Annotated in this window: 12 protein-coding genes; 7 read left to right on the forward strand and 5 right to left on the reverse strand. The window is 62.6% G+C overall.

Annotation, left to right across the window (positions count from 1 at the left end; all coding sequences use genetic code 11):
* From R3175_RS04650 to tkt, 4 genes are all read right to left on the reverse strand, one after another.
* The coding region (locus R3175_RS04650; protein WP_318942707.1) for a class II fructose-bisphosphate aldolase at positions 1-312 on the reverse strand (312 nt) is incomplete at its 3' end.
* A gap of 43 nt (positions 313-355) precedes the next feature.
* Positions 356-1516, reverse strand: a complete 1161-nt coding sequence (locus R3175_RS04655; protein ID WP_318942708.1) for a phosphoglycerate kinase — start codon at positions 1514-1516, stop codon at positions 356-358.
* A 35-nt stretch (positions 1517-1551) separates the two neighbouring features.
* Positions 1552-2580 carry a type I glyceraldehyde-3-phosphate dehydrogenase gene (gap, locus tag R3175_RS04660; RefSeq protein WP_318942709.1) on the reverse strand — a complete coding sequence of 343 codons (1029 nt, stop codon included), beginning with the start codon at positions 2578-2580 and terminating at the stop codon, positions 1552-1554.
* Positions 2580-4580: a transketolase gene (gene tkt, locus R3175_RS04665; RefSeq protein ID WP_318942710.1), complete on the reverse strand. Its 2001-nt coding sequence runs from the start codon at positions 4578-4580 to the stop codon at positions 2580-2582. The genes gap and tkt overlap by 1 nt, the downstream gene beginning before the upstream one ends.
* Before the next feature lie 211 nt (positions 4581-4791).
* On the opposite strand from tkt, the gene R3175_RS04670 reads away from it, so the two are divergent.
* From R3175_RS04670 to R3175_RS04700, 7 genes are all read left to right on the forward strand, one after another.
* Positions 4792-5799 carry a metalloregulator ArsR/SmtB family transcription factor gene (locus R3175_RS04670; protein WP_318942861.1) on the forward strand — a complete coding sequence of 336 codons (1008 nt, stop codon included), beginning with the start codon at positions 4792-4794 and terminating at the stop codon, positions 5797-5799.
* A gap of 146 nt (positions 5800-5945) precedes the next feature.
* Entirely contained in the window at positions 5946-7136 is a 1191-nt protein-coding gene (gene metK / locus R3175_RS04675; protein WP_318942711.1) for a methionine adenosyltransferase, read from the forward strand.
* 144 nt (positions 7137-7280) lie between these two features.
* Positions 7281-8675 (forward strand): adenosylhomocysteinase, encoded by a 1395-nt coding sequence (ahcY, locus tag R3175_RS04680; RefSeq protein ID WP_318942712.1) that lies wholly within the window; start codon positions 7281-7283, stop codon positions 8673-8675.
* Positions 8676-8700: 25 nt separating this feature from the next.
* Entirely contained in the window at positions 8701-9570 is an 870-nt protein-coding gene (gene metF, locus R3175_RS04685) for a methylenetetrahydrofolate reductase [NAD(P)H] (RefSeq protein ID WP_318942713.1), read from the forward strand.
* 212 nt (positions 9571-9782) lie between these two features.
* Entirely contained in the window at positions 9783-10532 is a 750-nt protein-coding gene (locus R3175_RS04690) for a transporter substrate-binding domain-containing protein (RefSeq protein ID WP_318942714.1), read from the forward strand.
* A 104-nt stretch (positions 10533-10636) separates the two neighbouring features.
* A complete protein-coding gene (locus R3175_RS04695; RefSeq protein ID WP_318942715.1) occupies positions 10637-11308 on the forward strand; it encodes an amino acid ABC transporter permease in 672 nt (223 codons plus the stop codon).
* A gap of 13 nt (positions 11309-11321) precedes the next feature.
* Positions 11322-12068: an amino acid ABC transporter ATP-binding protein gene (locus R3175_RS04700; protein WP_318942716.1), complete on the forward strand. Its 747-nt coding sequence runs from the start codon at positions 11322-11324 to the stop codon at positions 12066-12068.
* Positions 12069-12130: 62 nt separating this feature from the next.
* Here R3175_RS04700 and R3175_RS04705 read toward each other — a convergent pair whose 3' ends face one another.
* Complete coding sequence (locus R3175_RS04705) at positions 12131-12619, reverse strand: DUF2505 domain-containing protein (RefSeq protein ID WP_318942717.1); 489 nt, start codon at positions 12617-12619, stop codon at positions 12131-12133.
* Between the last annotated feature and the right edge of the window lie 265 nt (positions 12620-12884).

Below are 12884 nucleotides of genomic sequence, written 5' to 3' on the forward strand. Positions count from 1 at the left end.
CATCATCACCGAGCTGAAGCCCAGCTGGATGGAACGCTGGCACACGGACGGGCTGGTGCCGTGGTCCTGGTGCATGACCACCGGAATGTGGGGAAACTCTTCAATGGCCGCCAGGATCAGGTGGCGCAGGAACGGCGCACCGGCATACTTGCGGGCACCGGCAGAGGCCTGCACGATCACCGGGGAATCGGTCTTGTCCGCCGCTTCCATGATCGCGCGCATCTGCTCGAGGTTGTTCACGTTGAACGCGGGAACGCCGTAACCGTACTCGGCGGCGTGGTCCAGCATCTGGCGCATCGAAATCAGGGCCATGGGGAACTCTCCTTAATTAATCGGAATTCGGTTAAAAAATCGCTTACGCGCCGCGTTCTTCCAAAACGGCTACCGCCGGCAGCACCTTGCCTTCGACAAACTCGAGGAACGCGCCACCGCCGGTGGAAATGTAGGAAATCCGGTCGCTGACGTTGTACTTGTCAACGGCCGCCACGGTGTCGCCACCACCAGCCAGGGAGAAGGCATCGCTCTCGGCGATGGCATCCGCCAGGGCCTGGGTGCCGTTGCCGAACTGGTCAAACTCGAACACACCCACCGGACCGTTCCACAGGATGGTCTTGGCGGATTTGAGCAGCTCGGCGAACTGGGCGGCAGTCTGCGGGCCCACGTCCAGAATCATGTCATCTTCGGTGACATCGGCAATGGCCTTGGTGGTGGCTTCGGCGGTCTCGGCAAACTCACTGGCCACGACCACGTCCGTGGGCAGCGGGATGTTGACCTTGCCGGCGATGTCTTTGGCGGTGCCCACCAGGTCATGCTCGCACAGGGACTTGCCCACCGGATGACCGGCAGCGGCCAGGAAGGTGTTGGCGATGCCGCCACCGACGATCAGCTGATCGCAGACTTGGGACAGGGCGTTGAGCACATCCAGCTTGGTGGAGACCTTGGAGCCACCAACGATGGCCACCACCGGCTTGGCTGGGTTGTCCAGGGCCTTGCCGAGGGCATCCAGCTCCGCCGCCAGCAGTGGGCCGGCACAGGCTTCCGGGGCGAACCGGGCCACACCGTGGGTGGAGGCCTGGGCGCGGTGGGCGGTGCCGAATGCATCCATCACATAGACGTCGCACAGGGCGGCGTACTGTTTGGACAGGCTCTCGTCGTCCTTCTTCTCGCCCTTGTTGAAGCGCACGTTCTCGAACAGCACCACTTCGCCGTCGGCCACGTCAACGCCGTCCAGGTAGTCCTTCACCAGGCGGACGTCCTGGCCCAGCAGGCCGGACAGGTGCTCGGCCACCGGCTTCATGGAGGCGGCCTCGTCGTAGACGCCTTCTTCCGGACGGCCCAGGTGGGACATCAGCATAACCTTGGCGCCGGCGTCCTTCGCTGCCTGGATAGTGGGCAGCGAGGCGCGGATGCGGGCGTCACTGGTCACTTTGCCGTCTTTGACAGGTACGTTCAGGTCTTCCCGGATCAGTACGCGCTTACCGGCGAGATCCAGATCGGTCATTTTCTTGATGGCCATAGGGTCGTCTCTTCAACAATGTTCAGTGGTTACGTTCAATTCAGTTCCAGCCAGCTCCTGCTGACATCCAGCATCCGGTTGGCAAAGCCCCACTCGTTATCGAACCAGCACAGCACCTTCACCATCCGGCCACCGGTCACCCGGGTCTGGCCGCCGTCCACCACGCCGGAATGGGCGTCGTGATTGAAGTCGGAACTGGCCAGCAACTCATCGGTATACCCAAGAATGCCCTTGAGCCGCCCCTTTGCCACCGTTTGAAGCAGCGCATTCACCTCCTCGACGGAGGTTGAGTGGCGCACATTCAACGTCATATCGATGGCGGATACATTGGTCGTTGGTACCCGCATCGCCACGGCGCTGAAGCGATCCTTCATCTGCGGCAGCAACCGCTCAATGCCCCGCGCCAGCCCGGTATCCACCGGCACGATGTTCTGCAGGGCACTGCGGGTGCGGCGCAGATCGTGGTGGTGGTAGGCGTCGATCACCGGCTGGTCGTTCATCGCGGCGTGGATGGTGGTGGTCACCCCCTGCTCCACACCCAGCGCCTCATCCAGCACCTGGATCACCGGCACGATACAGTTGGTGGTGCAGGAGGCGTTGGAGACGATCCGGTCCTGCCGGGTCAGTGAATCCTCATTAACCCCGAACACCACCGTGCGATCAACATCTGCCTCCGCCGGCTGGGAAAACAGCAAGCGTTTGGCGCCGGCGCTCAGGTGCGCCTCCGCCGTAGCCCGATCGGAAAAGGCGCCGGAACACTCCAGCACCAGATCGATATCCAGTTCCCGCCAGGGCAGCTCAGCCGGCTCACGACAACTGACCACGGCAATCTGGTCGCCATTGACCAGCAGCCGGTCCCGGTCCACCTCCACCTCGCCGCGGAAGCGGCCGTGGGTGGAGTCATAACGGGTCAGGTGGGCGATGGTGTCGATGTCCGACAGCTCATTGATCGCCACCACCCGGAACCGGTCCCGGAAGCCATTCTCGTACAGCGCGCGCAACACACACTGGCCGATACGGCCGTAGCCATTGATGGCAATTCGGTAAGGCGCCTTGGCGGACATCAATCTTCCAGCAACTCCCGGGCCACCGCCAGCACGTTGTCCACGGTGAAGCCGAACTCCTTGAACAGCTCACCCGCCGGCGCGGATTCGCCGAACGTGCTCATGCCCACAACCCGGCCGTCCAGGCCCACGTACTTGTACCAGTAGTCCTCGATGGCGGCTTCGATGGCGATGCGGTTGGTGACTTCCAGCGGCAGCACCTGCTGTTTGTAGCTGGCATCCTGGGCATCGAACACGTCGGTGGACGGCATGGAGACCACCCGAACCTGGCGGCCCTCTTCCCGCAGCGCGGCCGCCGCGTCCTGGGCCAGGCCCACCTCGGAACCGGTGGCGATGAGGATCAGCTCCGGCGTGCCCTCGCTGTCCGACAGGATGTAGCCACCCTTGGCCACATTGGCCAGTTGCTCGGCATCCCGCGCCTGGTGGGGCAGCCCCTGACGGGAGAAGACCATTGCGGTCGGGCCGTCCTGGCGCTCAATGGCCACCTTCCAGGCCACCGCCGATTCCACCGCGTCCGCCGGACGCCAGGTGCTCATGTTCGGCGTGGTGCGCAAGCTGGCCAGCTGCTCAATGGGCTGGTGGGTCGGACCGTCTTCACCCAGGCCGATGGAATCGTGGGTAAAGACAAAGATGGAGCGCTGCTTCATCAGCGCCGACATGCGCACCGCGTTACGGGCGTATTCCATGAAGATCAGGAAGGTGGCGCCGTAAGGCACGAAGCCGCCGTGCAGGGCGATGCCGTTCATGATGGCGGACATGCCGAATTCGCGCACGCCGTAATAGATGTAGTTGCCGCTGGCATCCTCTTTGGTCAGGCCCTTGCTGCCTTCCCAGATGGTCAGGTTGGAACCGGCCAGGTCGGCGGAGCCGCCCATGAATTCCGGCAGCAGCGGACCATAGGCGTTCAGGGTGTTCTGGGACGCCTTGCGGCTGGCGATGGTGTCGCCCTTTTCCTGGCACTCGCGAATGTAGGCCTCGGCTTTCTCGGTAAAGTCCGCCGGCAGGTCGCCGGCCATGCGACGCTTGAACTCGGCCGCCAGCTCCGGCTCGGCCTGTTCATAGGCGGCGAAGGCCTCGTTCCAGGCCTGCTCGGCGGCATTGCCTTTCTCGCGGCCGTCCCAGCCGGCGTAGATCTCATCGGGGATTTCAAAGGCACCGTGCTTCCAGCCCAGGTTCTCCCGGGTCAGCGCGATTTCGTCCTCACCCAGGGCGGCCCCGTGGCAGCTCTCGGTACCCTGCTTGTTGGGGGAACCGAAACCGATGATGGTCTTGCAGCAGATCAGGGTGGGCTGATCGGTGTTGGCGCGGGCCTGCTCGATGGCCTGACGGACCGCTTCCGGATCGTGACCATCCACCGCGGGGATCACCTGCCAGCCGTAGGATTCGAAGCGCTGCGGGGTGTTGTCGGTGAACCAGCCGTCCACCTCGCCGTCGATGGAGATGCCGTTGTCGTCGTAGAAGAACACCAGCTTGCCCAGGCCCAGGGTGCCGGCCAGGGAGCAGACCTCGTGGGAAATGCCTTCCATCAGGCAGCCGTCGCCGAGGAAGGCGTAGGTGTAATGATCCACAATGTTGTGACCGGGGCGGTTGAACTGGGCCGCCAGGGCCTTCTCGGCAATGGCGAAGCCAACGGCGTTGGCAATGCCCTGCCCCAGGGGACCGGTGGTGGTCTCAACGCCCGGGGTGTAACCGTATTCCGGGTGCCCCGGTGTCTTGGAGTGCAGTTGGCGGAAGTTCTGCAGGTCTTCGATGGAGACGTCGTAGCCGGTCAGGTGCAGCAGGGAGTAGACCAGCATGGAGCCATGCCCGTTGGACATGACGAAGCGGTCGCGGTTGGCCCACGCCGGATTGGCCGGGTTGTGGCTCAGGTACTCGTTCCACAGCACCTCGGCGATATCCGCCATCCCCATGGGCGCGCCCGGGTGGCCGGACTTGGCTTTCTGAACCGCATCCATGCTCAGCGCGCGAATGGCGTTGGCGAGATCTTTGCGAGACGGCATTGACTGTTCTCCACTGACTTTAAGAGTAAGAAAAAGATGGGCGCGTATTTTCGCCGATTAACAGGTGCGGGGGCAAATCGGAAAACCGAGAGGCGATCCAGCCGTTGGCCGGAGGCAGTTCCGGCCAGAACTGCCATTTAGCTTAATCTATATCAAAATATATTGATATGGATATTGATTGACCACTTTTACCGGTCTACACTCCCCCCCCATGACTTCCATTGCGACACCCCCCCAAGCCCCGGCAGCGTCCACCGTCGACGCCCTGGCGCCCATCTACAAGGCCTGCGGCGACCCGCTGCGCCTGGAGATTCTGCGCGTGCTGCGCCGGGACACCTTCGGGGTGCTGGAGCTGAGCCAACTGTTCGACATGCGCCAGTCGGGCATGAGCCACCATCTCAAGGTGATGAACAAGGCTGGGTTGCTGGAGCCTCAGCGGGAGGGCAACGCCATTTTCTATCGGCGCCCCCTGCACCTGGACAGCGATACCCTGACCGATCGCACCATCCGCCAGATTTTCGAGCAAGTGGACCAGGTACCGCTGCCGCAACCATTGCAGGACCGGATTGAGGCGATCCGGGACCAGCGGGCCGAACAGTCCCAGGCCTTTTTCTCGCGCCACGCGGAGCAGTTCCGCGAGCAGCAGGAACTGATTGCGGCGTTTGACCTGTACGCCGAGCCCACCGCCGAACTGATTCGCCAGCGGGCCCACCGGCAGGACTGGCGCGCTGCCCTGGAGATTGGCCCCGGAGAGGGGGGCTTTCTGCCGGTGCTGTCGGCAATCTGCGACCACGTGGTGGCCCTCGACAACTCCCGGGACATGCTGGCCAAGGCAACCCGCACCTGCATCGACCGACACCTGAACAACATCGACCTGATTGAAGGGGTCACCGATACCCTGCTGGCCCGGGGCGATGCCTTTGACCTGGTGGTGGCCAACATGGTGCTTCACCACGTGCCCAGCCCGGCGGATATCTTTCTGGATGCCGCCGCCCTGATGAACGTGGGCGGGTGTTTCGTGGTCAGCGACCTGTGCAGCCACGACCAGGACTGGGCCAAGGAGAACTGCGGCGACCTGTGGCTGGGCTTTGAGCCGGAAGAGCTCACCGCCTGGGCCGAAGACGCCGGTCTGACGACCGGCGAGTCCCTGTTTATCGGGCTGCGCAACGGTTTTCAGATCCAGGTGCGGGAATTCTGGAAATCCTCCGGCACCAGTTAACAATCTGGGCCACTTAACGGCGGACGACTGAAACTTTTAAACCATATCAAAGTTTTTTGATATACAATTCGTACCCCATAACCCATTGGATTCCGGTGGCAACGACAACCGGCCGACGTGTAACCGCTCATACAGGAGCCAAAACTATGTCTGATTACAGCATCTTTACATCGGAATCGGTCTCTGAAGGCCATCCAGACAAACTGGCCGACCAGATTTCCGACGCCGTACTGGATACCATCCTGCAGGAAGACCCCCACGCCCGCGTGGCCTGTGAAACGCTGGTCAAGACCGGTGTGGCCATCGTTGGCGGTGAAATCACCACCTCCGCCTGGGTGGATCTGGAAGAGCTGGTTCGCTCAGTGATCAAGGACATCGGTTACACCTCCTCCCGGGTTGGCTTTGACGGCGACACCTGTGGCGTGATCAACATCATCGGCAAGCAGTCCGTGGACATCGCCCAGGGTGTTGACCGCCAGAAGCCGGAAGACCAGGGCGCCGGCGACCAGGGCCTGATGTTCGGCTACGCCAGCAACGAGACCGACGTGCTGATGCCGGCCCCAATCTGTTACGCCCACCGCCTGGTGGAGCGCCAGGCCGAGGCCCGCAAGAGCGGCCTGCTGCCCTGGCTGCGCCCGGATGCCAAGAGCCAGGTCACCTGCCGCTACGAAGACGGCAAGGTGACCGGCATTGACGCCGTGGTGCTGTCCACCCAGCACGACGAAGACGTCAGCCAGGCCGATCTGCGCGAAGCGGTGATGGAGCTGATCGTCAAACACGTGATCCCGGCCGAGCTGCTGCACGCCGACACCAAGTTCCACATCAATCCCACCGGCAAGTTCGTGATCGGTGGCCCGGTGGGCGACTGCGGCCTGACCGGTCGTAAGATCATCGTCGACACCTACGGCGGCATGGCCCGTCATGGTGGTGGCGCCTTCTCCGGCAAGGATCCGTCCAAGGTCGACCGGTCCGCAGCCTACGCCGGCCGTTACGTGGCCAAGAACATCGTCGCCGCCGGCCTGGCCGACCGCTGCGAGATCCAGGTGTCCTACGCCATCGGCGTGGCGGAGCCCACCTCCATCTCCATCAACACCTTCGGCACCGGCAAGATCAGCGACGACAAGATCATCGCCCTGGTCCGTGACAACTTCGACCTGCGCCCCTACGCCATCACCCGCATGCTGGACCTGCTGCATCCGATGTATCGGGCTACGGCGGCCTACGGCCACTTCGGTCGCGATCCGTACGAGATGACCGTGAACGGCAACACCTTCACCGCCTTCCCGTGGGAGAAGACCGACAAGGCGGCGGCCCTGAAGGACGCGGCGGGCGTTTAACCGCCAGCGCAATACCGTCGACGGCAACAGCCAGAAGTCTGCGGGGTCGCGGGGGCGTCCCCCCCCGCGACCGTCACCCACGATTCAGCAGTGCAGGGCCATCCCCTGACTGCCAGCCAATACAGCAAGCGACAGGAGAACACCATGAGCACTCCGGCAGAACAACTGAACGCCAAGCAGGATTACAAGGTCCGCGACATTGCCCTCGCCGACTATGGCCGCAAGGAAATCAAGATCGCCGAGGGCGAGATGCCGGCGCTGATGGCCCTGCGCAACAAGTACAAGGCGGAGCAGCCGCTGAAAGGCGCCAATATCATGGGCTGCATCCACATGACCATCCAGACGGCGGTCCTGATCGAAACCCTGGTGGAGCTGGGCGCCAACGTGCGCTGGTCCTCCTGCAACATCTTCTCCACCCAGGACCACGCTGCGGCCGCCATTGCCGCCCAGGGCATTCCGGTCTTCGCCTGGAAGGGGGAAACCGAGGAAGAGTACGAGTGGTGCCTGGAGCGTACCGTGGGTGCCGACGTCGACGGCTGGCAACCGAACATGATCCTGGACGACGGCGGCGACCTCACCGCCCTGCTCCACGACAAGTACCAGGACATCCTGGCCAACTGCCACGGGGTGACCGAGGAAACCACCACCGGTGTCCACCGCCTGCAGGAAATGCTGCGCGAGGGCACCCTCAAGGTCCCGGCCATCAACGTCAACGACGCGGTCACCAAGTCCAAGAACGACAACAAGTACGGCTGCCGTCACAGCCTCAACGACGCCATCAAGCGCGGTACCGACCACCTGATGGCCGGCAAGAAGGCCCTGGTGATCGGCTATGGCGACGTGGGCAAGGGCTCTGCCGCCTCCCTGCGCCAGGAAGGCATGATCGTCAAGGTGACCGAGGCCGACCCGATCTGCGCCATGCAGGCCTGCATGGACGGTTTCGAGGTGGTGTCCCCGTACCTTGACGGCATCAACACCGGCACCGAAGCCGGCGTCGACAAGGCGTTGCTGGGCAACACCGACCTGCTGGTCACCACCACCGGCAACTTCAATGTCTGCGACGCCAACATGCTCAAGGCCCTGAAGTCCGGCGCCGTGGTGTGCAACATCGGTCACTTCGACAACGAGATCGACACCGCCTACATGCGCAAGCACTGGGAGTGGGAAGAAGTGAAGCCGCAGGTGCATGTTGTGTACCGCGACAAGGCCAGCAACGACCACCTGATCCTGCTGTCCGAAGGCCGCCTGGTGAACCTGGGCAACGCCACCGGTCACCCGTCGCGGATCATGGACGGCTCCTTCGCCAACCAGGTGCTGGCGCAGATGCACCTGTTCGAGCGCAAGTTCGCCGACCTGCCGGACGAGGCCAAGGCCAAGGGCGTGTATGTCCAGGTCCTGCCCAAACAGCTGGACGAGGAAGTGGCCCGGGCCATGGTGGAAGGCTTCGGCGGGGTGATCACCAAGCTGACCCCGGAGCAGGCACAATACATCGGCGTACCGGTGGAAGGCCCGTACAAGCCAGAAAGTTACAAGTACTGATCGATCCGGATCAGGGAGCAGTAAAATGGAATCCCAAAAGCAGTTTAAGCGACGTTTCAGCTTCGAGTTCTTCCCGCCCAAAACCGACAAGGGCAAGGAAAAGCTCCAGGCGGTGCGCGACCGCCTGGCGACGGTCAACCCGGACTTCTTCTCGGTGACCTTCGGCGCGGGTGGCTCCACCCGCGACCGCACCCTGGAAACCGTGACCAACCTCCACCAGCAGGGCATCTCCACCGCGCCCCACCTGTCCTGCGTGGGCGGCACCCGGGAAAGCGTGGCGGAATTGCTGGATCTCTACAAGGAGAACGGCATCAACCGCATCGTCGCCCTGCGGGGCGACCTGCCCTCGGGCATGGGCGCCGCCGGCGAGCTGCGCTATGCCAACGAACTGGTGGAGTTCATCCGTGAGCACAGCGGCGATACCTTCAACATCGAGGTGGCCGCCTACCCGGAGTTCCACCCCCAGGCCCGCAACGCCGAGGAAGACCTGAAGAACTTTGCCCGCAAGGTTGAGGCCGGTGCCAACAGCGCCATCACCCAGTACTTCTTCAACCCGGACAGCTACTTCTACTTCATCGAGCGCCTGGAGCAGATGGGCGTCACCATTCCGGTGGTGCCGGGCATCATGCCCATTGTCAACTTCTCCAACCTGGTGCGGTTCTCGGAGATGTGCGGAGCGGAAATCCCGCGCTGGATCCGCAAGCAGTTGGAAGCCTACGGCGACGACACCGACAGCATCCGCAAGTTCGGCGAGGAAGTGGTCACGGAGATGTGCCAGAAGCTGCTGGATGCCGGCGCCCCCGGCCTGCACTTCTACACCCTCAACCAGGCCGAGCCCAGCCTCAACATCTGGCAGAACCTCGGCATCGGCCAGGGCGAGAAGATCGCGTTCTAGGCATCCGCTCCCGTCACCTCCCCCGGCCGCCCAAGTCAGGCGGCCGGTGCCTTTCCCTCGCCACCGCCGCCGCTCCCCGCTTCCTGGCAACGCCTTTCTGCCTTTCTAACTTTTTGATTCCCGGCGTCCCTTGCTTCCATGGTCTAGACTGAGAACGATGCATCTGTTCTTCGGCCCCTCGCGGGTCTTAAAAAGAAAGACAAGGAGCACCCATGATTAACAAATGGCTGAAATCTCTCGCGGCGAGCGCCCTGATCGTCACCGCGGGCAGCGTCCAGGCGGAGCCCCTGCGCGTGGTCACCGACCCGAGTTTCGTGCCGTTCGAAATGATGGACCAGGAAACCGGAGAAATGATTGGGTTCGACATGGAGATCATTGCCGAAGTCGCCAAACGGGCCGGCTTTGACTATGAACTGCAGACCATGGACTTCAATGGCATCATCCCGGCGCTGCAAACCGGTAACGTGGACATTGCCATTGCCGGTATCACCATCACCGAGGAGCGGGAGGAGATCGTCGACTTCTCCGATCCCTATTACGACTCCGGCCTGCGCATCATGGTGCGGGAAAGCAACGACGATGTGGCGGAACTGGGGGACCTGGAGGGCATGAAGATCGGCACCAAGATCGGCAGCACCAGCTACGATTTCCTGGTGTCCAACCTGGAGGACAACGACGGCGTGACGCCCTACCCCGGCAGCTCGGACATGTACATGGCGCTGATGTCCCGCGCGGTGGATGCGGTGTTCTACGATGCCCCCAACGTCGGCTACTTCGCCCGAACCCGCGGCGAGGGCCGGGTCAAGACCATCGGCCCGCTGTACGAAGGTCAACAATACGGTATCGCCCTCAAGCAGGGCAGTGAATGGCTGGACGAGGTCAACGCGGCCCTGGCCAGCATCAAGGAAGACGGCACCTACAAGGCCATCTACGAAAAGTGGTTCGGCCCAATGCCGGAGTAAGGCTTTTCTCCTGGGCGCCGGGCCCCACACGGGCGGCTTGGTAATCTCCGGATTACCGCCTTTCCCGGCGCCGCCTTTTTCACTGCCCGAGGGAGACACTGCTCGTGGAATTCCAGTTCGAGTTTGACTGGCAGGCAGCCATCCATTCCCTACCGTACCTGCTGAAGGGCATTCCCTATACCCTGTTGATCTCTTTTGGCGGGCTGGCCATCGGCTTTATCCTGGGCCTGGTGTTCGGCCTGCTCAGCCTGAACAAGCACCGGGTCCTGAGATGGCCCGCCACGGCCTACATCGAGATCTTCCGTGGCACGCCGATTCTGGTCCAGGTGTTGTTCATCTTCTACGGCCTGCCGGACATCATCGGGGCCCCCATCCATCCGCTGGTGGCCGGCATTGCCGCCATCGCCCTCAACTCCGGCGCCTACATCTCCGAGGTGGTCCGCGGCGGCGTCCAGTCCATTGACCGTGGCCAGACCGAGGCCGGGTTATCGCTGGGCCTGTCCCGCAGCCAGACCTTCTGGTCGATCATCTGGCCCCAGGCCTTCCGGCGCATGATCCCGCCGCTGGGCAACCAGGCCATCGTCAGTATCAAGGACACGTCGCTGTTCTCGGTGATTGGTGTCGGCGAACTGGTTCGCCAGGGCCAGGTTTACATCGCCAACACCTTTACCGCCTTCGAGGTGTACTTTGCGGTCGCGGTACTGTACCTGGCGATCACCCTGTCGCTGTCGCTGGTGCTGCGTTTCCTGGAACGCCGCGGTCTGGGTTCTGCGTGAGGTAACGGTCACTATGGCACAAATCGTTCAAATGAAGGGCATGAATAAGTACTTTGGCAGCCTGCATGTCCTGAAGAATATCGAGCTGACGGTGGAAGCGGGCGAGGTGGTGGTCATCATCGGCGCCAGCGGTTCCGGCAAATCCACCCTGATCCGCTGCGTCAACGGCCTGGAGGAGTACGAATCCGGCCAGCTCACGGTGGACAACCGTCCCCTCGCCCCCAAGGGGGGCAACCAGAAATCCCTCTACGCCATCCGCAAGGAAGTCGGCATGGTGTTCCAGCAGTTCAACCTGTTCCCGCACCTGACCGTGAAACGGAACATCATGCTGGCGCCGATCAAGGTCAAGGGGGCATCCGAGGCCGAGGCGGAGAAAACCGCGCTGCGGCTGCTGGACCGGGTGGGTATCGGCAACCAGGCCGAGAAATACCCGGCCCAGCTGTCCGGTGGCCAGCAGCAGCGTGTCGCCATTGCCCGGGCACTGGCCATGGAGCCGCGGCTAATGCTGTTTGATGAGCCCACTTCCGCCCTGGATCCGGAAATGATCGGCGAGGTGCTGGATGTCATGCGGGAGCTGGCCAGGGAGGGCATGACCATGATGGTAGTCACCCACGAAATGGGCTTTGCCCGGGAGGTCGCCGACCGGGTGATCTACATTCACGAAGGCCAGATTGTGGAACAGGGCAAGCCGGACGACGTCTTTGATCACCCGAAGAACGAACGCACCCAGGCCTTCCTGTCCCGGGTGCTGAGTCACTGATCAGGCCGGGCGCCATTGCCCGGCAGGCTCTCAATCGATCAGCGGAGTCCGTCGCGGACGCCTTACAGAAGGGCGTTGGAGACCTGGTGCTCCCGGTCCATCTTCAAGCGGGAGTCCTCCAGCAGGAACTTGGCCACTTTCTTGCCGATCAGCGGCAGGTCGCAACGGACGCTCAGGGATACCTGGTTGATGCAGTTATTCTGGTCGCCCTGCAGGCGCATGCTGCCCTTGATCTTGGCGGGCACGCCTTCGACGTGAACGCGGAACTCACAGTGCCACTCGTTCTCGTCCTTACGGAACCAGTGTTCCTCCTGCCTCACCTTGTTCCACTCCCGGTGGAAGCTGGCGAGAAAGCCCGGCACTTCCTGGGCGCTTTTCACCTCGCGGGAAATCACCAACTTGCCGGTCTGGTCCAACAGCGTGCATTCGTCAACGTGGACATTGCGGGCACCCACCTCGGCGTTCTTCTGCAGGATGTGTTGTTCATCAAAGAAAGCGCCCAGCACCCGATCCAGGTTCGAGTCATAGGCGTGTGTTACTTCCAGCTCCATAGCGGCCTCCGAATCTTGTTAACTGGAATTCTCCAGCGCCCGCCAGGTCCGGACATTGGCCGGCAGGTCAGGCATAGCGGGCATTGCAGTCAGCATTTGGGCCCGCAATGCTGGCATCTGCCGGGGTGACCCCAGTATGATTGGGGCTCGCCATATGACCACCACCTGGAAACGGTTGCAACCGACCCATACCAAGGTCGCATGCCAAGGGGGTAACACTCCCTGCCAGCGCAGCAGCCATTCGCACTCCAGGGCCGACAGGAGA

It is taken from the genome of Marinobacter sp., assembly GCF_033722735.1.
GTDB lineage: Bacteria > Pseudomonadota > Gammaproteobacteria > Pseudomonadales > Oleiphilaceae > Marinobacter.